We start from the raw sequence: 22,435 nt of genomic DNA on the forward strand, positions 1-22,435 counted from the left end.
AGCGCCTGCTGTATCCGTTCATCCGGCTTTCCTCTGAGTTGCTAGTCTGTAATCGCAAGGTAAACAAATTGGATAACCGTTAATGGGATGGGGTATAACGGTCATGTCTACGTTAAATACTTGCTGAATATTACTGGTTGTCATCACTTCTTTGGGACTTCCGCTAGCAACTACCTTGCCTTGGGAAATCATAATTAAGTTATCGCTATAAGCCGCAGCTTGGTTTAAATCGTGGAGTACCCAGCCTACAGTAATTCCATGTTCTTGATTTAACTGCCTTACTAAAGCTAAAACATCTAATTGATGGCGGATATCCAGAAAAGTTGTTGGTTCATCTAGCAATAATACGCGGGTTTGTTGGGCGATCGCCATTGCAATCCAAGCTCGTTGACGCTCTCCTCCCGAAAGGGTATCAACAGCCCTTGATGCAAGGCTAGATAGTCCCGTAACCGTCAGCGCCCATTCTATCGCCGCCCTATCTTTTGCGGAAAGTCTGCCCAGTAAATTTTGATGAGGATAGCGTCCGTAACCGATCAATTCTTTAACGGTGATTGCTGGTGGAATCTCTGAGGTTTGAGGTAGCATTGCCAACTGTTGCGCTAACTGTTTTGTAGGCATTTTAGCAATGTTGCGACCGTTGATATAAACTACACCCTGGCTTGGTGCTAATAATCTAGCTAGAGTCCGCAATACCGTACTTTTTCCCGAACCATTTGGCCCTAATAAAGCCGTAATTTCACCTCCATGCAGCGTGATAGAGAGGTCAGAAACAATGATTGTGCGGTTATAAGCAATTTTCAGGTTATGAGCATCAATTGCTACCAATTTTTAACCTCCAATCTAATGATATAGTTTAGCAATTACAAGTTGCTTTTTCAGGTTGCCAGAAAGAAAACAACCTTATTAATAGCTAACCTAATTGAGAATCATTTTGTCAAGTAGTCATCAGAGTATTGAGAAAGTTTGGCATTAGATGCAGATAATTCACCTACTTTATATAAAGCATTATTAACTTTGCCATAGGCAGCGGCATGAGGGCGATCGCCATCGTCAGCGTAGCCATAAGTTAACAACCTGTTGCGATTCAAGCACAATTTAGTAAATTGGGGTGCAAACAAGTTAAATATTTCAAATCTGCCTTGCATTTCGGGAAAACGACTTTGATAATTTAAAATCGTCTCTCGCACTTGCAACCAAAAACTTTGTTCTGGATAGTTATGGTAATCTGCTAAGAGGTGAGAAAGATAGCGATGGTGACAGATAAATAACCCAGCAAAGATAAACTGACACAAGCCTTCTGGGGGTTCTGTAAGCAATACTGTTTTTAATTCTTCAGGTAAAGATGCTAGTTCCGGTAAGGGATGACGACTGATATTTACATCATCGACAAAATCTTTCATCGCCAAGCGGTGAGGAATACAATTCTTAAGTACCAAAATAGTGTTTTCCCCGTGGGGAGAGAACACCACACCATAGCGATAGAGATAGTGAAGTAGAGGTGGCAAGATGATGTTAAACAAACGAGATAGCCATACTTCTAAACTCAGCCCGGAACATTCTACCAACTGAGAAATAAAGGGTTTACCACTACCATCAACGTGCAGTAAAGCCGCTAAGGTAATCGGGCGTTCATCAAATTCAGTATAAGATAATACGCTTTCTCGCCACAGACAGCCTAACATTTCCTTGTATTGGTAAGGTGCGCCGGAAAATTGGCTATAGTAGGGATGGTCGTAATTGATACTGGCAATTTCTCCAGGAAGGATAAAGCGACATTCATCTTTAAGGAAAGAGTCGCGATCGTAAATTGATTTAATCCATTCGGTTACTTGGGGAGCAACTACAGTTCTTTCACCGGGTAGACCGCGATAAACTAAAGTATTTAAAATACTCAATGGCAATTTGACGTAGCATTTATGGGGATTAGTGATATTTGCAAAGGTACGGATGGATTGTTGGGGTAGATATTTATCATCGCTTTCACCGAGGGGAACAATGGCTTTGGTAGCGATTTCGCAAGCGAATAGGGGGATAATAATATTCTTCCACTGCCATCCATGAACTGGTAAGAAATAATAATTTTCTGAATCGAGATTTTGTGATTTTAAGACAGATATAAATTTCGTGAGGATTGCTTCTCCTAATTCTGCTTGCATCAAAGTTTGGTAATCTAATTCTTTGATAGCTTGAAAGTGAGCGCGATCGCGTTTCACCGCAATCCAAAATAGATTTACTGGTTGTTTTTGTTCTGGTGCATAAGCTAGGTAATCATCATAACCAAAACCGATACGTCCTTTATTAAAAGTAATCCAAGGATGTCCTTGCATTTCTCCTTCTAAATGAGGATAATCTAACTGTGTCAAGTCAATATCTTGAGTTGCTTGTTTAAACTGAATGTGGGTATCTGCCAGTAAAGTATTACTTAACTCTTTAATGAGGTGAGCAGTAGTTTCCGCTGTCATTCCTACAGCAATATGAATATCCAAAACAAATTGTAAGGGATTTGCAGCACTCAACCATTCCTTACCTTGATAACGCTGTAAAGAAGTAGGAATGACATGATAAGAATCAAACAAACGTTTTTTAGCTTGGAAACGATAAGCAATACCTCCAGGTAAAGAAAGATGGTAAATTGTCAAATCTGGCTTTTCTTCCCAAATTTCCGGTTGAATAATTTCCTCATACATAAATTCAGAAAGCATTTTTGCAAGTAAATTCTTACCTACAATTTGCCAAGTCTCTGGTTGTAATGCCTGATTTAAAGTTGATAAAGAATCCATGATAGTCTTTCCTATTTTATGAGATATTTTTCTGCAAAAACGCGCCCTTATTTTTGTGTGAGAAAAACATATAGTAATTCAATTTGATTTCTAAAGACTAAGGATGATGACTAATTTTAGAAAAAGTAAAACAAGACTTGCGAAAAACTGCTAACCGGACAAAGATTAAATTAACGCTACCAATTATCCCAGCCACTAAAAATGGCACAGCTAAACTATAAGTGTTGACTAATGCTGAAGCCATCAAGGGTGCTGCGAGATGTCCAAAATTCGCAAAGGAAGTTGTCAGGCTGTAATTAAAATGCAGACGATTAGAAGCACTACTATTAAACAATTGCAATTCTAAAGCTGCTTGTGTCACCGCAAGACAAAATCCGTAAATTACCCGCGCCAAAATTAAAACAAAAATATTTTGTGTCCAACCTTGAAAAAATAAACTAGTAACTAACAAGCATATTCCTCCTAAGTAAATAGACGGTAAAGCCTTGGGTTGACAAGCTTTGCGGATATAGGGTAAAGCGGCGATCGCCATAATACTGGGTATCAAAAACAGCAAGCTACTGGCAAGCAGATTAATGTTAAAGAAGTTGGTTGTGACGTATTCTGTAAAGTAAGGACGCACTAAATTATTTGCTAATTGAAAAGTGAGAATTGCCATCCCGATAGCAACGATAAAACTCAATTGATTGCTAGCTATGGGAGCATTTTCAATATTTTGTTTATCTTTTTTTCGGGTAAAAACACCTTGCAAAATATAGATGCAAATAATTAGTTGTACAACATCCGCAACTGCAATTAGATAAAACAACCTTAAAGGTGTTGCAAAGTTCACCATTCCCGCACCAGCAACGGTTGCAGCGATAATTGCACCGTGAAATACGGCTTGGTAAATTCCTGTAGCTGTCGCGCGCTTTGCTTCACCTGCTAGTTGGATAATCAAAGGATAAACTAATAGGTAACTGCTTTTAAACAGCAATAAAATGATGGTATAAACAAGGAACTGGGAAGCATTGTTGCTTGTCCCCATCAAAGCAGTCATTATTGCCGTACCGGCTTGACCGATGTAGAGTAGATATTTAACTTCGATATTGCGGGATAAAATACCCCATATCGGCGCACACAGCACTACAGTTAAGCGACAGATAAAGATGTAATATCCTGTATAAGCTAAATCTTCAACACCAAATACCTTGCGAAAAAACTGAGGATAAAAGGGTGAAAGTAATACCTCGTTAAATACCGCCAGGAATACGCATAAAAATAGTGCAAAAGATACCATGCTTTGGCGATGTCTCATGCTGCTATTCCAAACTGCTGAAAGATATTCTGGCGTTTTACCGGATAAACTGTTTCTCCTGCCAAAGTATTTATAATTACAGAGTTGCGATAACAGCCCAATCCTAAATCTGGGGAACCAATACCGTGAGTATGTAATTCTGCATTTTGAACAAAAATCCGGTTAGGAATATCTTTTGTTAAACCGAGGTGATAATCAAAGTTGATGTTGTAGCGTCCTTTTTCATCCCACTGCATCAAATCGCGGATATTTGCAATACAGTTTGGTACAGCATGACGATATCCCGTAGCGAGAATAATACAGTCAGTTTCATGACTAAATCGTTCGTCTTGATGGGAATGACGATAGGTAAGACGATAGCGGTTATTTGTAGTTTCGACTTCTTTAACCTCTACTCCAGATCTTAACTTGATATTGGGATAATTTTCAGCGACGGAACGCTCGTAAAGCAAGTCATATATTTTGTTAATGGTACTAAAACTAATACCTTTATAAAGTAAGTCTTGCTTTTTGATTAAATCGTCTCGCTTCTGGGGAGATAGACTGTAGAAATAATGGATATAGTCAGGAGAAAAATGCTCTAACCCTAGCTTAGAATATTCCATTGGCAAGAAGCCCGAAGAACGAGTACACCAATTAATTTCATATTGGTAGTTTTCCTGTTCTTGTAAGAGTTCGTAAAAAATTTCAGCCGCACTTTGTCCAGAACCAATTACTGTAACGGATTTTGATTGACGGAGAATTTCTCGTCTATCTAAAAATTCTGCTGAGTGAAAAAGACTCTCCGATTTCATATTTTGGAAACAAGCAGGTATTTGAGGAACAGAACCAACTCCTAAAACCAAATTTTTACAGTCATAGGTTAAACTAGTATTATTTTTGATATCTTGAGTTTTGACGGCAAATAACTGAGATTCTTCTTGCCAGTTTATACTTTCTACTTGCTGTCCAAAACAACAACTTGATAACTGTTCTGCTACCCATTGACAGTAATGATTGTATTCCCGTCGAGGAATATGAAATTCTTCCCAAAAGTAAAATTGATAAAGACGAGATTTAGCTTTTAAATAGCTAAGAAAGCTAAACTTATTGCTAGGTTCAGCCATCGTCACTAAATCTGCTAAAAATGGCACTTGAATGGAACTTCCCTCAATTAATAAACCAGGATGCCATTGAAACTTGGTTTTTTGTTCGATAAACAAAGACTTAATTTTAGTTACAGGTTCTAACAGTGCTGCTAAACCTAAATTAAAAGGTCCAATCCCCACACCAATTAAATCATAAACACGATCTTGCATTACTTCCATTTCTCCATAAAATGTTGACGTTCGCAAAACATCAAAGCCGCATTTTTATCCGGTAATAAAATTTCTCTTTGAAACACAAAGCCACATTTTTCAAAAACATGAATCATTTTTTGATTGCGAATATCTGGTTCTGCAATAATTTTTTGAGTTGCAGAATATTGAAACTGAAAAAACGTCATGGCACGTAACAAAGGTAAAGCATAACCCTTACCTAAAAAGTAGCGATCGCCAATTAACAAATGAATACCTTGGTCGCTGTTTTCTGCTGAATAATAACCGGATATAACATCATCAATTGTCCAGTATGACTCCCAATAACTCATGGGAACACCATCTATAAAACCAATGTAAAGATTTTGATGTTTATCCGCTAAAGCCTTTTGCAAATACTGCTGAATTTTATCTTTATTAAATCCTAATTTCCAAAAAGTAATTACATAATCTTGATTCATCCATTTGTGAATTTTATCTAGATCTGCCGATAAATTGGCCGGACGAAAAGCAATAACTTTATTAAGTTTTACATCCAGCTTTTGGTAAACGTAATTATCAGTAGTTGATGTCATTTGAGCGGTATATCTTTGTCGTTTATGTTTATCTACTTTTTAATTAGCAATAAAGGATTGTCAATATTCACATAAACAGATTGAGTGGCAACAGAACCCACTAACTCATCCATATCGTGAAAGCGAGTTAGAAGATTTGCTTTACAACGTAATTTAGGTTCAAACAGCAAATTTTCCAGTAGTTTTGTAGATTTTGGAGCTAAATCTATATATTCTTCTAACTTGTTTCGTAACTCTTTGAGCAATAACTTTTCATCCACAAGTCCCGCTACTCCAAAAGCATTAATTAACCCAAACAAATTGTTAATGAACAGGTAATAACCCAAACGTTCATCTACCACAGCGTCGTCACAAATAGTTTCACTCTTGTCACTAATACCCGGTAAAATATTATCTAATAACTGATGACAAGAGCGACGATAATAATATCCTTGATTATCTCGATAAAATAAACATTTGGGATAACCATTCTCTAACTGCAACACGCTATTTTGTTGATGCGCTTCTAAACCAACACCATAGGTAAAATACAGCCACAAAATAGGTTCTAAATAAACCTGTAAATAATCTCTAAACCAGTTTAAACTAACTTCCTCAGTAGAACGCGATTCTTGTTGCGCTAATTGCTGAATAACATTCTTTAAACGCGAACCATCATCAAAAATAGCATCCTGACATAAAGCAATTAAACAAGTTGCATCAGTTTCAGGATGATCTAAAAATGGATTTTCTCTTAAAATTGTGGAGAAACCGTTAATAGGTACACCATCAATTTGAATTGTAATATAAGCTGGGTCACGAATTACATGAAAATTCGGAAACTTTTGACGTAATTTTTTACCTATCTTACCCGCTAAAATTTGATAAACTTCTACACTTCTTGCTAATTCTTTATACAAATTTATTCGCAGAGAATTAGTAATTTTCACATTTAATGACAGCTTCAGCATAAATGCCGATTGTGGATGATAAACTGTGCGGATTGAAGTTGTAGGTTGATATACTTTACCTTGCTCACCCAAGTCTTGCAATAATCCCCGATTAATTAACTTTTGAATTTCCGGTTTATTAAGTAAATAGTTTGCTTCCCAAGGATGAATTGGTAATAAAGAATATTCATCTATTTGACAATATTTTTGCTTAAATTCTTCATCAATTGTTAGATCTTGAATTAATTCCGCTTTAATCAATGCTGTAGCTGTTTGTGATAGTGCAGAACCTTCCACAGTAATCGATTGATGAGCGCGAAAATAATGCAGTGGAAAATTACCTTTTAATTCTGGGGAATAAGTAACTAACTCCTGCTCAGAAAAACCTTGACGGCTTTTTGGTGTTGGATGTAAATGATGTCCAAAAACTAACGCTTGTTCTGTGTTAATAAAAGAGTTATTGAATTGATAAAGTGATTCTTTATCTTGTTTTCTCTCCCGAACAAATTTTTCAATATGACTATAGCTTTGAATCACTCTTGATAACAGTTCATCTTGATGGCTGTTACTACCACTATTTAAAGCTAACTCCTTAGTAAGCAAAGCTACTAAAGTCACATAATCTAATTCTAATAAATTACCCGTACTTGGTTGATAAAATAGTGGAAATGAAAATACATGTCTACCCGTGAGTGACCAATATTTAATTCCAATTAATAATCTTAAACATTGTTTTTTTAAGATGCAGCAAAATAGTGAATTAGCACCCGTTCGACTGAGAACTTCTGTAAATGCTATATCAGTACTTGCAACTGCCTTTGTGATCAGTTTACCAGTGTTCGTTTCTCGCAAATAGCAATTTAAGAAACTTTGAATCGTAGCTCGTTCTGCAATCTCTTTATCAGTAAGCTCTTGTGTTTGTAAACTTACTTCAAGTTTGGTAATTGTGTCTGACATCATAATTGTTACATTTGTTAATTTAAATTGGATTTTTTCTCAGACTTTGTACTTAAAAAACATCAGTCTTAAGCATTTTAAAAATTAGCTTTTTGAGTTTTGAAATTTCTTAATTTTGCGCTAAAATTAGCTATGTGTTTCTGCGATTTATTTCATTTACTACAAATTATCGCCAATTTCTTGAATCGCTTGCAAAATTTTCTTAATATCTACAAGACTTGTGCGGGGATTGAGTAAAGTAAATTTCAAATACGTCAATTCACTAATTTTGGTTTGTGCTAATACAGCTATGCCTTGCTGCATCAACTGCATCCGAATTTGACTGTTAATTTGATTTACTCTTTCACAATCGAAAGCTGTTAAAGCTTGACTGGGAAGATAACGAAAAACTACAGCATTAATCGTCGGATAATTTGCTAATTCTAACTTTGGTTGATTTTTAATTAAGCTTGCTGTTTCCTGAGCTAATTCGATTGTGCTATCAATCATCCGAGCGAATTTTTTCTTCCCTAAGTTACGAAGGGAAACGAACAATTTCAAAGCATCAAAACGTCGAGTCGTTTGCACGGATTTAGTGACTAAATCCGGTATTCCAGCATCTTGATTAGTTTGGGGATTGAGATAATCAGCGTGTAACTTAATTAATTCAAAATTTTTACGCTCCTTAACCAAAAAAGCCCCACAACTGATTGGTTGGTAAAACAGTTTATGAAAATCAACGGTAATAGAATCAGCAGTCCAAATACCATCTAATTTGTGTTTATGCTTATCGCTCAATATCAATGCACCACCATAAGCTGCATCCAGATGGAACCATAACCCATATTTTCGCGCACAATCTGCTAATTCTGGCAATGGATCTATACTGCCAAAATCCGTAGTTCCTACTGTTCCAACTAGCGCTATGGGTAACGAATCTTCTGACTGTAATTCTGCTAACTTGCGCTCTACAACATCAGCATCAAGGCAATAATTACTATCTGTCTTTACCATGACAACCGCTTGCTGTCCCAGTCCCAGCAATGAAGCAGCTTGACTAATTGTAAAATGCGACACATCAGAACAGAGAATGCGAAAGCGCTGAAATTCTGGAGGTAATCCTTGCTGTTGAATTGACCAACTCAATCTATGAAAAGCAAAAGCATCTCTAGCTAGTAATAAGCCCATAAAGTTAGACTGAGTACCGCCACTAGTAAATACACCATCAGCTTTGGTCTGATAACCAAATATTTTACACAGCCAATCGATTAACCTTTGTTCTAATAAAGTTGCAGCCGGACTCTGATCCCAAGAATCCATCGATTGATTGCTAGCACTAATTAAGACCTCCGCAGCCAGAGATGGTAAGAGGGGGGGACAGTGTAGGTGAGCAATACAAGCCGGATGGGAAATAATTGCGGAGTGATTGAGAATATTCTCACCTATGTTTGTAAGAATATTTTGCAATTGCTGGCCAAATTCTGGACAAGGTTCGATAGTTGCGAGGATTTTTGCTAAATCTTGGGGATTAACACCGCTATAGGGTTGGTTTTGACTGGCAAAAGCCTCAATTATTGCTTCTTGAGCGATCGCCATCGCTTGTTTGTATGCAGCTATACTCTGGGAAGAGTTAGTTAAAAAATAGCTGTCAAAGTTGTCTAAGTCCTCCACAACAGAGGAATTTACTGATTGCATTACCATTAGGATGCTTGGGAAAGAATGGGTAATAACTGTTGCTCTGCTGCTTTTACAGATGCTTGGAAAATCTCGCTGATGCTATCAATTTGTTCGGGAGTAACGATCAAAGGAGGTAAGAAACGAACCACACTACCAAATCTACCGCCAATTTCAATAATTAAACCCCGACGCAGACATTCGGCTTGAATGCAACTCGCTAATTGGGGATAAGTCGGATAATTTCCGCGAAAGTCCTTTTCTGCTAGGGGATTGACGATTTCTACACCAATCATTAACCCTCTTCCCCGGACTTCACCCATACAGCAAGATTCATTTTGAATTTGACGCAGATGTTCTAAAAGGCGATCGCCCACTATATCTGAATGTTCTGCAAGGCGATTTTCCAAAATATATCGCAACGTTGCACCCCCTGCTGCCATAGCTAGTTGATTTCCCCGAAATGTCCCAGCATGAGCGCCAGGAGTCCATTTATCTAGTTTTTTATGATATAGAACAACTGATAATGGTAAACTGCCACCTATTGCCTTCGATAACAGCAACACATCTGGAATTATCCCCGAATGCTCAAAAGCATAAAGTTTTCCGGTTCGTCCCAAACCAGTCTGAATTTCATCGACAATTAAGGGTATCTGACATTCGCAGGTGATGCGGCGAATCTCTCGCATCCAGTCATCGGGAGCGGGAATTACTCCCCCCTCTCCCTGAACAACTTCTAAAATCATTCCGGCTGGAGTAACAATGCCGCTTTCTGGATCGTTGAGAATCGACTCTATATAACGACTACTTATTTGATGTCCTGCTTCACCACCAAAACCAAAAGGACAACGATAATGATATGGATAAGGCAAAAAATGCACATCTGGCATTAACCCGGCGATCGCCTGCTTGGGTTCAAGATTACCAGTCAAGCTCAAAGCCCCATGAGTCATACCATGATAGCCACCATGAAATGATAATATACTGCGTCGTCCAGTAGCAGTTTTCACTAATTTCATCGCCGCTTCCACTGCATCAGCTCCCGATGGCCCGCAAAACTGGATTTTGGCATTCCGGGCAAATTCTGCGGGTAAACTAGCAAATAATTCTTCCACAAATGCATCTTTAACTGGAGTGGTCAAATCTAAAGTATGCAAAGGTAAATTCGCATCTAGACTATCTCTAATAGCATCAAGTACAACAGGGTGATTATGTCCCAAAGCTAAAGTTCCAGCACCCGCTAGACAGTCAAAATAAGTATGACCATCAACATCTTTGATATAAATTCCCTTGGCTTCTCTAATCGCCATAGAGATACGACGAGGATAGCTTCTAGCATTAGATTCCCGGATTTGTTGACGTTCTAGATAATGTTTTGATGCTGTTCCTGGTATTTCATAATAATTCTCAATTTTTGATTCTGCACGGCTAATTCCAGACACTAATGGTAAAACGACATTCTCGCCATAACAACGATGCGAACCTTTTTCTTGTGGTTGCATTTTAAATACCTCTTGATGCCTTTGACAATAAATCAATCAACTTTTTGAAAAAATTCTCAATTTTTTTAGAGGCTTTTAGAAATAAAAACAGTTACTTACAGAGCTAGGGTTAAGTCTAAGATCCAAGCTCACCAGTCTACTGAATATTTAACGCTCAAAGTTCTACCTCTAGCAGCACTATAGGAACTATCATTAGCTTGCAATTGAGAAACCACAGGAAAATATTGATTATCCAAAAGATTTTCAACGCCAATTTGCAAAGTTCCCGTACCAATTTGAATGCTGCTAATGTAGTCTAGGACAAAATAGCTATCTACAGGTCTTCTGCCAAAACTGGTATTATTTGTAAACAAATCTCGGTTTCCTGAGAATAAAGCTTGCAGACGATTACTCCATCCCGGTAAAGTTTCATTTTCTACATAAGCCGTTAACTTCAATGGGGGAATCCTAAATCCATCCAAAGCGCCGTAGTTACCATCATTATTAAGATCAATTTCACCTCCAATAAAGGTAAATGTTCCGCCCAAAGCAAAGCTCGGACTGGGTTTTACATCAACTGCCGCTTCCACACCATATATTCTTTCTGGTGCGCGGATAATTGTTCCTGGAGCTGTAAAGGTAGTACCCAATTCTGATTCGTTGTAGAAAGCAGATAAAGATGCTTGAACTTGATTCCATCTACCCCGCAAACCGATTTCGTAACTATCTACTTTTTGCGGTTCCGGACGTAATGTTTCTACAGAAAATCCTGGTGGTGCATTGCGAAGGGCTAAACCAATATCCGAAAGGGAAAATCCTTGAGAAAAGTTAGCAAATACACTTACATTATCAGTAATTGAGTATACTGCTCCAGCATTAAATAAAATTGCATCAAAATTAAGATCGCCACCCTGAATATTAACATCAGGGTTGGCTAATGTGCTAAAGTCATTAACACTAACGTCGGAGTTTTCGTAACGTACACCGCCATTTAAAACCAACTTTTCGCTAACATTCCAATTTAACTGAGCGAATACACCTAGACTACTTAAATCTAAAGGTGGAACCCAAGTACGTTCGTTATTTTTACTAAAAACCAATCCTCCACTTGCATCAAAAACAGCTCCATCAAAGGTAGAGACAATTTGAGATGTTTCTTCTTTAAAATAATCTGCACCCCAGAGTAATTTGACTTTTTCCCCATCAAATAAAGGAGTTTCAATCTGCAATCGTCCTCCATATTTTTCTGAATCTACTTCTGATTGAATAATTTCGTTACCCAAACTAGCAAATTCTCGACCATCAAAAGGGAAAAATCTGGTCAGATAATTTCGATAATATACTTGAGCCTGGACTTTACTATTTAATAAATTGTCATGATTGTATTGTAAATTCAACAGTGTGTTTTCGTTACCTGGAAGTTCGTCTAAACTCAGTCCTTCAATAGCACGAGCCTTCTGTCTTCCCGGTATAGAATTTACAGTTGGATCGCTAGCAATATCCGTATCTTGTTTTTCATCAAAGCGGTTAAACGTCAATTGCAGACGTTGATAATCGTCAAAATTGACACCTAATTTTCCGAATAAATTAATACTTCTAGCATCCGCAAAACCACCTTGAGCATTGGGATCAGAAGGAATTTTGTCTCCTTGTGCATCAAAAAAACTACCAGTGTTCGTAAATGAAATATTGCCCGTAAAATCAACCTTATCTTCGTTAACAGAAATTGTATGTTGAAAATTCGTGCTGAAACTATCTTCTTCCAATTCTCCCAAAGCTGCATTTACACCAAATTCTGTTTTTGAAGTCAATCTATTTGTATCGGCTTGTCGGGTAATAATATTAATTACACCACCCGTTGCACCATCACCATAAATCGCACTCGGACCGCGTACAACTTCTACACGTTCGATTGCAGAGGGATCAATTGTTTTCAAATCTCGGAAAGCATTGCGACTTGTAGACTGAGGAACCCCATCAATTAAAACTAAAGTATTGCGTCCCCGCAAAGATAATCCAAAATTACTACCACTTTGAGTAGGGGGTGCTAAACCGGGTACTGATTTACCAAGAATTTCAATTAAATTACGCGATAATCTAGTTTGCTGTTCAACTTCCGAACGATTGATAACGGTTATCGAACGCGGTACTTTTTGAATATCTTGCTCCGTTCGGGTTGCAGTTACTACCAGTTCAATTGGCTGGTTATTATCTGTCTCTGTTTGAGAAGTGGTAGGCTTCTGTGATGTTTGTGATTCTTGTTGTGGTGGAGTTGGAGTTGGTTTTTCTGGTGTTTGAGCAGTAGATGCTGTTGGCTTTAACCCAAAAATTAAACCCGTACTACTATCAAATAACTCAACTTGCGGTGAAGCTGTTTCTCCAATTACTTTTACTTGAATCGTGTTTGCATCTTTATTGATAACTTCTATCTCACTAATTCCCTGTATCGGCTTTAATTTAGTAAATGCATTTCCTTCAGACACGCTGAGTTGTGCGTTAGGAATTTCTGCAATAAAATTATTACCCTGACTACGATTTACAACTTGCAAATTTTGAGCCAAGTTTGTCTCTAAAATTATTTCTATACCTTGATTCGTTTGATTTAACTTTACCCCAGTTACTTTTATGACTTGAGGTAATGACTGGGCAAATTCGCGGGAACTATTAGTTAAATTGAAATTACTTACAGTTTTTTTCGTTTCTTCAATTTCAGCAAGTATTGCTTCAGCTTGAGCAAGATTATTTCCCAATGCTCCAACTAAACTAGTAAGTACAATAATTTGCAGTAATTGCTGTAGCTTCATTCTTTCCTCACATCACAAGATGAATTAAATAATTAAATGTTTAAAAACAATAACGAGTTGCAATTAGATACTACAGAAATATCCTTGACAAGCAGAATCGAACTTGCAGAAACAAAAGTGCAATTTTCTCAAAACAGTATGAATTTTCTGGAAAAAACTTCTATGACATTTACAGCAAATTGTCCCTAGTTAGGAATATTTATCAATTACTAAAAATAACATTACACTAAATTAATATTCAAAGTCTTATTGGAAACGGACTGTTTTTTATTCCAAAAGTACTTTTTTCTCTTTTGTGGTAGCGTAAGTTCGCGGACAAATACCAAATTTTTTGCGAAAAGCGGCACTAAAAGACGGTAAGCTAGCATAACCAACGCCGTAAGCAACTTGAGTTACACCCATTTGAGTTTCAGTCAATAACAACCTGGCTTGTTCCATGCGATAATCGTGCAAATATCCAAAAGCAGTAGTATCAAAACAAGCACGAAACCCTTGCTTAAGTTGGCGTTGATTCAAACCTACCTTACGGGCTAATTCTGGTAACGAAGGCGGATTTTCAAAATTACAACGTAAAATTTCTCTAGCATGATGAATTCGCTCAATGTCATTTGCACCAATAACTTTTGATGTCGAACATCTAGACTCATGCTCTGACAATACTTCTTGCAAACGTATAGAAATTAATTCTAACGCTTTACTTTCTAAATAAATTCGTTGAATTATACCTTGATAGGGACAATTTAAAATTTGATGCAAGCAAAGCTGCATTTGAGCTGTAGTTTTACCAGAATGAAAATAAAATTTTTCGTCTGTTCCTTGCAAAAGTTGGTTTAATTCTGAAGGTATTTTTTGATGATAATCACATAAGTAACTTCCTAAAATATTAGGTTCAATATGTATATCAACTTTGAGAGTTGGAGTATTTGCAGACCATTCCTGAGTTCCACTTAAACAAGGTCCTATTGCAAAGAAATTTTCTCCCGCTTGATGGTAACTTCCATCTACTAACTTGCGCTTTCCGTTGAGGTGGAAAGCAAATTCAGGTAAAAATTTTTGAGAATGGATTGATTCAACAATATTATCTATAAGTTCCAATTTATGAATATAAATAGATAAACCAGAATGCAGAAAAAATTGTTGTTGATAACCCTTACCTAGCTGATTAGAAAAACTCAAAATGTGTTCGTGGTTGTTCAAACAGCTTGTATTGTTTAATTTTTGTTGCTCTTCTTGCCAGAAATCTTCCCAATTGTTACTTGAGATAGTAATTGTCATATTGGTTTTATATATTCCTACATTATGTAAACTTAAGAAAATTAGATTTTATTTTAAAGCTAAAGCTTTGTAGAGCGTAGTATTGCTACGTCTTCATGTTTGGTAGTGAACTCACAGATGCATATAAGCTGTTAAACATTTAATTTGCACATTGATTGAGGCGGCAGGGGAGAGGGTTTGCAGCTTTTATTACCATGATGCAATTTAAATGACGATTAGCTGATTCAAGTCAACAAAATGCCAAACCAATATTGATTCAATTAGTCTCGACGAGTCGCTATAGCCAAAGATGTACCCTTTACCTGTCGCACTTTATCCATCACTGCGACAATTTTTCCGTGATTCACTGCCTCATCTGCATTCAACACCACGATTAAAGGCTGTGCGAGTTTTGCTTTTGCTTTTACTTCTGCTTCCAATCCCTCTAAACTAATTGGCTGCTTATTCAAAAATAACTTTCCAGCTTTATCTACTGTCAGCGTGACTCGTGCCGATTCAGTTGCACGCTTAGCAGAAGATGCTTGGGGTAAATTGACGGGTAAACCTTCTTCACGAGTTAGAAACAGCGTTGACATTATAAAAAATGTCAAAATCGCAAATATCACATCTATCATCGGTACAATACTAATCTGTGTTGGTATATCCGCTTCATCTGGTAGACGCATAATCAATATTTCCTCGTTCGTAATTATGACGGTAGATTAATTCCAACTCTCCACCGTATTCTGGAATTAATGCCATCTGTTTTTGTTACATTGCTCGAAATGCATTAGCAAACATAAGTGTGAAAATTGCCACAACCAATTCAGCAGCAGTATCACGACTATGCCACCTGCTAAGAACAGATTATTTGTTCCCATTTACAATTCTCAAGTACATTAATGATAATAACTACTAACTTCTACACAGGTAGATGATAATAGTTATCAACTAACTTAGAACAAATGAGAATCTATGTCAATCATTCTAAGTATACAAAATTAATGGCAGATTAAATCTAAAGGTATTTTAACCTGCTAAAGTAGTATACTTAGTAGCTGTATCTGTAAACGCCATACGCTGTTAAAAGCAGACATATCAATAGTTTGAACATTTTAATACTAAAAAATATATTTGCTGTAACAATGTCATTTAAGCTTTGAGTCAAAGGTATCTGCAAATCAGCAATTGCTATAAATTGTTAAGTAATTATCTAGAAAAATTGATTGACTTCTAGCCTAAATTATTTTAAAATTCCAAATTAATGCAAATCTATATCAATTAATGATTTGAAACTATGAGCTTTTCAAGCACGGCTCTACAGCACCGGGAAAGAGAATTAAAAGCTTTAAGACTTTTTCTCACGTGCAGTTTAATCGGATCACTGATATTTCATGTAGTGTTGCTGGCTTCCGGTATTGGCAGATATTTATTCAACAATAGGTCTGAAGTTGAGGATGAACTTGTTGAAATAACTCTTCTCGATACTCCTCCTGACGAAATTGCAGCAACAGAGGAAGTAAAACCAAAGCCAGAACCCTTACCGGAGAAAAAATTTCCAGTTATTGATACGAGTAAACCCCAACGCAACTTAGACACTACTGCGAACCAGTCTCGCGTTAGTGCTGGAAGTTCAGCAATCTCAAAATTAAAACCGATACCGACACAAGGCAAAGTCGCTGTACAAACACCACCTGTTGTAGAACAACCGATTCCCAAACCAGACATTAAACCATTCAAACAATTTAAACAAGTCGAACCATTATCACCTGCACCTGCATCTGCTGTGCGGGAAAAGCCCATTATCCCAGAATCAAAACCTGAAAAACCCGAACCCGTTGCTCAAAACAACAATCAACCACCAATACCTCAACCGAAACCAGAAACTAGGACACCACGAAAGTTCTTGACTCCCGTGACTCCTTTAGTACAACCATCTCAACCAACTCCACAAGACAGCGAAGATTTAAAAGATTTGCTCGCACAATCAAGAGATTTTAAAAGCACACCACGGGAATTTTCAACTCCTGTCACTCCTGCGATAGAATCACCAGCATCTAAACTCGATGCAAATTTAAAACGTTCCCTAACACAGGAAAGAAGCTCTAGAAGAACAGCGCGAGATTTTTCAAATCCGGTGGCTCCTTCGAGCCAATCATCAGCACCAACCCAACAAGACAGCACAGAGTTAAACAATACTCTTTCAGGAATTAGAGAAAGCCGAGACAATTCCAAACTTAGTAGCAACAATACGGCATTATCTTCACCTGATACTTCTAATATTGGCGAAAGTAGCGATAATGCTCCTAGAAGAAGACGGAGAAGTTTTGCAGGTAATATTGCAACTGCACCTAATACCGTAGATACTGGAACTAGTGGCGGCTTGGGTAACGATACGGGTGATTTAGTTGGTGATGGTGATGGACGTGCCGCTTGTCGTAAATGCGACAAGGTTTACCCAGATTGGGCAAAACGCCAAGGAATTGAAGGGAAAATAACTGTAGCTGTTGATACTGATGCCCAAGGTAATGTTATTAACGTGCGATTACTTAGTTCTAGTGGAAACAGCAGATTGGATAAGGAACATCTGGAGTTAGCACGTAACTGGAAACTCAAACCTAGTTCCAACGGAAGACAAAGTGTAAGAATTGTTACTAAATACGAAATTCACTGAAATTAACTTCTGTCTGTATTTCTGCTAGCGATCGCCAACTTCCTAGATGTATATCTATTTTAATATTGCTGTCAACTGCCCCATCCAAAAATTTTATTTCAGTTGGGCTTGATCTACAACTTTCGGTTGGGCTTCACCTACAATTTGCGCTCCTGATTCACCTAAAACTCTCGAATAGAAAATGCCTGCCAATATTGCACCCAAAATAGGAGCTACCCAAAACATCCATAGTTGCCCGACTAATTCTACACCTGCAAAAAGAGCTGGCCCCGTACTACGAGCAGGATTAACCGATGTATTAGTTATCGGAATGCTAATTAAATGAATCAGTGTTAGTGATAGACCAATAGCAATAGGTGCAAAACCTTTAGGCGCACGACCATCAGTTGCACCTAAGATCACAACTAAAAAAATGAAGGTAAGTACCACTTCTGTAATAAAACAGGCAATAAATGAATAACCTGCGGGAGAATGAACTCCATAACCATTGGTTGCGAGTGGATTGGAACCAGAAAGTGTAAATCCTGATTTACCAGTGGCAATTAAATAGACAAGACCAGCTGCTACTATTGCGCCTAATACCTGAGAAACTATATATGGAAGTAGATCAGAGCTAGGAAAACGTTTTCCTGACCAAAGTCCAAATGATACAGCTGGATTAAGATGACAACCTGAAATATGAGCAATGGCATAAGCCATAGTCATTACTGTTAGACCAAACGCCAGAGAAACACCTACAAAACCAATTCCTAATTCATTGGCGTTTGCATCAGGAAATGCCGCTGCAAAAACAGCACTGCCGCATCCACCAAGTACTAGCACAAATGTTCCAATGAACTCTGCAATACATCGGGTAAAAAGTGGTATTTTCACCATATTTATCAAATATTTCCTTAAAATTGTTTTGAGCCTAAGTATACCAGATAATTCGGCAACCAAATAAGCTTAAAAGCTCATAATATAAACCATGTAAAAGCTATTGAATTTCTTCATATAGTAGTGATGCTGCAAGGTGGCTTACCAATTCCTCAACCAACAACCATTGCTTACGAAGTTTAAGTTTTGTTTGTAAAGTGGACAATGCCAACCTACAAACAAAACTTAAAAAAAATCAACGTATAACTACTATTAAATTGCTTGCAGCTGACAAAGCAACAAACCAAACCACTGATTGGCATCAGTCCAGACATGACGCGGTATTAAACCCCATGCTGTTAGTTGCTGCTGTATAGTATTAAGGTCAAATTTGCGGGAAACTTCAGTGAGGATAGTCTCGCTTGCTGCAAAATTAACGGTGAGGTTAAGAGATTTCAATTGCACAGTTTGCGATCGCAAGCTTCGTAGATGCATTTCTATTTGATGCTCTGTTTGATTATAAAACGCCCAGTGTTCAAACTGCGTTGTGTCAAAATTCCCTTCAAACCGTCGATTTAAATGATCTAACATATTAATGTTAAAAGCTGCTGTTACGCCTTGGCGATCGTTATAAGCTGGTGACAAAATATGTTTGGGTTTTTGCAAGTCTATACCTAATAAAAAATATTCTCCTACTTGCAAAGCATTTGTAATTTGGGAAAAGAAAACATCACATTGTTGAGGCTGGAGATTACCTAAAGTGCTACCGATAAAACAAATCATCCTACTGGATAATTGCGTTGGTAAAAGTTGTGCTAAAGCTAATTCGTAAGTTCCAGCTAGTGCATGAACTTGTAGTGAAGGATAATCTGCTAGTAATTGCCTGGCACTACTTTCTAGTATGCCTGCACTGACATCAATTGGCAGATAGCGTAGGGGGTAGCCTAATTGTTGATAAGCATTTAAGAGGATACGGGTTTTGGTGGAACTACCACTACCAAGTTCTACCAATTCACAAGCACCAGTTATCTTGGCAATTTCACCAGCATACTGCTGTAATATTGATGTTTCTGTGCGCGTCAGATAATATTCTGGTAACTCACAAATTTGCTCAAATAACTCGGAACCACGGTCATCATAGAAGTACCAGGGAGGTAGGGATTTGGGTGTTTGAGTTAACCCTTTAATTACATCACTCCCAGCACTCGACGCAACTATTCGAGTTGCTTCTATTAAACGCTCTATCTGCAAGCGTTTTTCAATATTGTCTTGAGAGGTCTTGCTGATAGCAGCTTTAGACATTGACATTCAACCTCCAGATGTTCGGTGTAATAGGTTTCTTTTCAGGACTAATACCGTTTCACTTTAAAGTTGATACATTTGGGCAAGCAGGGGAAGCAGCACTTCGGCTACGCGGTAGTTGAGCGCAGTCGAAACTCAGTGACCGGAGGCAGGGGGAGTAAGAAAAGTAATTTGTATCAATAATTTCGTGAAATGGTATAACCTTTACTTCAGTCAGTGAAACACATAGCGATCGCTGATAAAATCAAGCCTGAGCTAGATTACTATAGTTTGGTAGCTATATTTACGGATTTAATCATTAAAACAGTGCCGATTGTTTTTTAATCAGCACTCAACAATTGTGCTACTAGCACAGCGAAACCCGGCGAAAATTTGGCGCACACTGGGATGATACCAGTTGCGAAAACTCGAACGCAGCGCCCAAGGGCGAGTTGCCCAACTACCACCTTTTAAAACACGGTGCTTTTGGTCAAAATAAACTTGCGAGTAACCGATGTAAGGATAACTTTGAAAACCTTTGTAGCCACTAAACCAAGAAGCTGTCCATTCCCAGACGTTGCCTAAAGTATCGTACAAGCCGTAGGCACTTTGTCCAGCCGGGTAAGCATTTACTGGTGTGGTTTTGCCAATGAGGCGATCGCAGTTACAATTTTGTGATTGAGCTGTTGGCGCTGCATCTCCCCAAGGAAAGGTGCGGCGACGATTAGCTTTAACATCCCAACTAGCGGCTTTTTCCCATTCGGCCTCTGTGGGTAATCGCTTGCCTACAAACCGCGAATATGCCTCGGCTTCGTACCAACTGACACCATAAACTGGATGATCATCCCAAACACGATTGCTAGACCAATAAAGCGGTTGTGTCACCTGCTCTGTTTGTAGCCATTGCCACCCAACTTTTGACCACCAGCGCGGATCTTGATAGCCTCCTGCCTCTATAAATGAATGATACTGCCCACAAGTCACAGGATAGCGGTCAATATAGTAAGTGTCTAAATATACTTTTGACGCGAAGCGCTCGTTATCTAAAGCATCAATTGAGTCATTACCTTGTTCAAATTCACCCGCTGGAATTTGAATCATCTCTTCAAAATTATGAAGAGTTTTTTGAGGAGCGATCGCTAAGGGTAAACTTGGAGTAATAGAGTAATCAAGAAATTGCCATTCTTGATTATTGACTTTTGATTTTTGAATATTAATCAATTCCAATACAAAACTAATAATCTCAAAGTGTTGGCTTTCATGCTGGATTAAAAACCGCCAAAGACGCTCTTGCTGTTCAATATCAGCAATCTCCAGACATTCTAAAACTTTTCCTCGAACTATATTGAGGTAATCATAAGTTTCCTCCAGGTTTGGTAATTGAACACGTTCTGATTTGGGTAAACCATCAGCCGCAAATAACTTACGGTATTGGGGAAATAAACAAGGTAAATTTGCACTATGTTCCAACAACCATAAAGACTCGGTGTAGGCAATATGCCCTAAATGCCAGCCAACGGGACTAAAATCAGGGTGAGGCTGACTACGAAATGTAGTTTCGTCCATACCCTCAAATAGCACCATAGTTTTGAGACGACATTCTCCTAAGGCTTGATAAATAGCCTCTTTAATATTAGATTTGCTCAACTTGGATATCACAATCTTCTCCCACACTGATAATGCTATTTTCTGGACAAGCAGTCCAATTACCAACAAATAGTGGCTCAGAGGCAATAATTGTAGATTTAGGGAAAGTCGGATGATCTCGTAGCCAGTACAACGAAGGCGCAGGTGAAGTACTAGCAAAGCGGGAAGCAATCAACCGATTTCCGTCGCTAAAAATTATATTTGCTGAGACTTCTACTTGATGGCGTTTTGCCATGTCTGATAGCGTTATTAATGTCATGCGTAAAGCATCTTCTGGAGGTCGATGTTGATTGATTTGTGCTTGAGAAAGTAACAACGCAAAGATATGTTCTGAATCAGTATTACCATTAATATTTTCGTAAAAATCAGGAGTTAAAGTACTGCGAATTTTTCGATGTAATGTTTGCCGAAAATTCTGGATGTAGCCATTGTGAATAAATAGCTGTTTTTGATAATTAAACGGCTGACAATTAGCAAAATCTAATGCTTGTCCGGCTGTTGCGCTGCGAACATAAGCCAGCACACATTTTGACTCAACATAGCGGCTAAGATGAGGTAAATTTATGTCATTCCAAATAGGTAACGTATTTTTATACGTAAAAGGTTGAGTATCTTTTTGACTATGATACCAACCCACACCAAAGCCATCTGCATTTACCACCCCAGAAGTCATTTCGCGGGGTTGGTAACTCTGAACTATCAGAGAATGTTCTGGTTTATATAAAAGATGTTCCAGAGAAACAGGTGAGCCTAGGTAGGCAAGTAAACGGCACATGATAGAGGTTATTAGCTCCCAATTGTTATAGAATAGGCTTTGAACGTAGGGCATGGGGCATTGGGCATTGGGCATGGGGAATAGACAGTTATCAGTTTTCATTGTTCACTGTTCACTGCCCTCTGTTCCCTGTTCCCTACCCACACCAAAAGACTTTTTTAGTAAACCCTATTTA

General features: G+C 38.0%; 16 protein-coding genes and 1 pseudogene. 1 reads left to right on the forward strand and 16 read right to left on the reverse strand.

Features of this window, described 5'->3' with window-relative positions:
- Positions 1 to 18: 18 nt before the first annotated feature.
- From QI031_RS26865 to QI031_RS26920, 12 genes and pseudogenes are all read right to left on the reverse strand, one after another.
- The gene (locus QI031_RS26865) at positions 19 to 825 is read right to left on the reverse strand and encodes an ABC transporter ATP-binding protein (protein ID WP_281482627.1); all 807 of its coding nucleotides are present in this window, start codon (positions 823 to 825) and stop codon (positions 19 to 21) included.
- Positions 826 to 926: 101 nt separating this feature from the next.
- Complete coding sequence (locus QI031_RS26870; protein ID WP_281482628.1) at positions 927 to 2,780, reverse strand: IucA/IucC family protein; 1,854 nt, start codon at positions 2,778 to 2,780, stop codon at positions 927 to 929.
- Positions 2,781 to 2,877: 97 nt separating this feature from the next.
- Positions 2,878 to 4,077, reverse strand: a complete 1,200-nt coding sequence (locus QI031_RS26875; RefSeq protein ID WP_281482629.1) for an MFS transporter — start codon at positions 4,075 to 4,077, stop codon at positions 2,878 to 2,880.
- Entirely contained in the window at positions 4,074 to 5,375 is a 1,302-nt protein-coding gene (locus tag QI031_RS26880; RefSeq protein ID WP_281482630.1) for a lysine N(6)-hydroxylase/L-ornithine N(5)-oxygenase family protein, read from the reverse strand. The genes QI031_RS26875 and QI031_RS26880 overlap by 4 nt, the downstream gene beginning before the upstream one ends.
- Positions 5,375 to 5,950 (reverse strand): GNAT family N-acetyltransferase, encoded by a 576-nt coding sequence (locus QI031_RS26885; RefSeq protein ID WP_281482631.1) that lies wholly within the window; start codon positions 5,948 to 5,950, stop codon positions 5,375 to 5,377. Before QI031_RS26885 ends, QI031_RS26880 begins: the two co-directional genes overlap by 1 nt.
- Positions 5,951 to 5,982: 32 nt before the next feature.
- The gene (locus QI031_RS26890) at positions 5,983 to 7,839 is read right to left on the reverse strand and encodes an IucA/IucC family protein (protein ID WP_281482632.1); all 1,857 of its coding nucleotides are present in this window, start codon (positions 7,837 to 7,839) and stop codon (positions 5,983 to 5,985) included.
- Positions 7,840 to 7,995: 156 nt separating this feature from the next.
- Positions 7,996 to 9,516, reverse strand: a complete 1,521-nt coding sequence (locus QI031_RS26895; RefSeq protein ID WP_281482633.1) for a pyridoxal phosphate-dependent decarboxylase family protein — start codon at positions 9,514 to 9,516, stop codon at positions 7,996 to 7,998.
- Positions 9,516 to 10,991, reverse strand: coding sequence for an aspartate aminotransferase family protein (locus QI031_RS26900; RefSeq protein WP_281482634.1), 1,476 nt, complete (start codon positions 10,989 to 10,991; stop codon positions 9,516 to 9,518). Before QI031_RS26900 ends, QI031_RS26895 begins: the two co-directional genes overlap by 1 nt.
- A 128-nt stretch (positions 10,992 to 11,119) precedes the next feature.
- Entirely contained in the window at positions 11,120 to 13,774 is a 2,655-nt protein-coding gene (locus QI031_RS26905; protein WP_281482635.1) for a TonB-dependent receptor domain-containing protein, read from the reverse strand.
- A gap of 267 nt (positions 13,775 to 14,041) precedes the next feature.
- A complete protein-coding gene (locus QI031_RS26910; protein WP_281482636.1) occupies positions 14,042 to 15,049 on the reverse strand; it encodes a helix-turn-helix transcriptional regulator in 1,008 nt (335 codons plus the stop codon).
- A gap of 260 nt (positions 15,050 to 15,309) precedes the next feature.
- A complete protein-coding gene (locus QI031_RS26915; protein ID WP_281482637.1) occupies positions 15,310 to 15,714 on the reverse strand; it encodes an ExbD/TolR family protein in 405 nt (134 codons plus the stop codon).
- Positions 15,698 to 15,865: pseudogene (locus tag QI031_RS26920) on the reverse strand (MotA/TolQ/ExbB proton channel family protein); the annotation flags it as partial. The pseudogene QI031_RS26920 and the gene QI031_RS26915, both read right to left, overlap by 17 nt.
- A gap of 562 nt (positions 15,866 to 16,427) precedes the next feature.
- Here QI031_RS26920 and QI031_RS26925 point away from each other — a divergent pair.
- On the forward strand, positions 16,428 to 17,702 hold the full coding sequence (locus QI031_RS26925) for an energy transducer TonB (protein WP_281482638.1): 1,275 nt from the start codon (positions 16,428 to 16,430) through the stop codon (positions 17,700 to 17,702).
- 93 nt (positions 17,703 to 17,795) lie between these two features.
- Here the strand turns inward: QI031_RS26925 and aqpZ are convergent, their stop codons facing one another.
- The 4 genes from aqpZ to egtC all read right to left on the reverse strand — a co-directional run bounded on the left by aqpZ (position 17,796) and on the right by egtC (position 22,260).
- Positions 17,796 to 18,578 (reverse strand): aquaporin Z, encoded by a 783-nt coding sequence (gene aqpZ, locus QI031_RS26930; RefSeq protein ID WP_281482639.1) that lies wholly within the window; start codon positions 18,576 to 18,578, stop codon positions 17,796 to 17,798.
- A gap of 252 nt (positions 18,579 to 18,830) precedes the next feature.
- A complete protein-coding gene (gene egtD / locus QI031_RS26935; protein ID WP_281482640.1) occupies positions 18,831 to 19,865 on the reverse strand; it encodes an L-histidine N(alpha)-methyltransferase in 1,035 nt (344 codons plus the stop codon).
- A 318-nt stretch (positions 19,866 to 20,183) separates the two neighbouring features.
- Complete coding sequence (gene egtB, locus QI031_RS26940) at positions 20,184 to 21,497, reverse strand: ergothioneine biosynthesis protein EgtB (protein ID WP_281482641.1); 1,314 nt, start codon at positions 21,495 to 21,497, stop codon at positions 20,184 to 20,186.
- Positions 21,472 to 22,260 carry an ergothioneine biosynthesis protein EgtC gene (gene egtC / locus QI031_RS26945; RefSeq protein WP_281486133.1) on the reverse strand — a complete coding sequence of 263 codons (789 nt, stop codon included), beginning with the start codon at positions 22,258 to 22,260 and terminating at the stop codon, positions 21,472 to 21,474. Before egtC ends, egtB begins: the two co-directional genes overlap by 26 nt.
- Positions 22,261 to 22,435 lie beyond the last annotated feature (175 nt).

Origin of the sequence: Halotia branconii CENA392, from assembly GCF_029953635.1 — a bacterium.
Taxonomy (GTDB): domain Bacteria; phylum Cyanobacteriota; class Cyanobacteriia; order Cyanobacteriales; family Nostocaceae; genus Halotia; species Halotia branconii.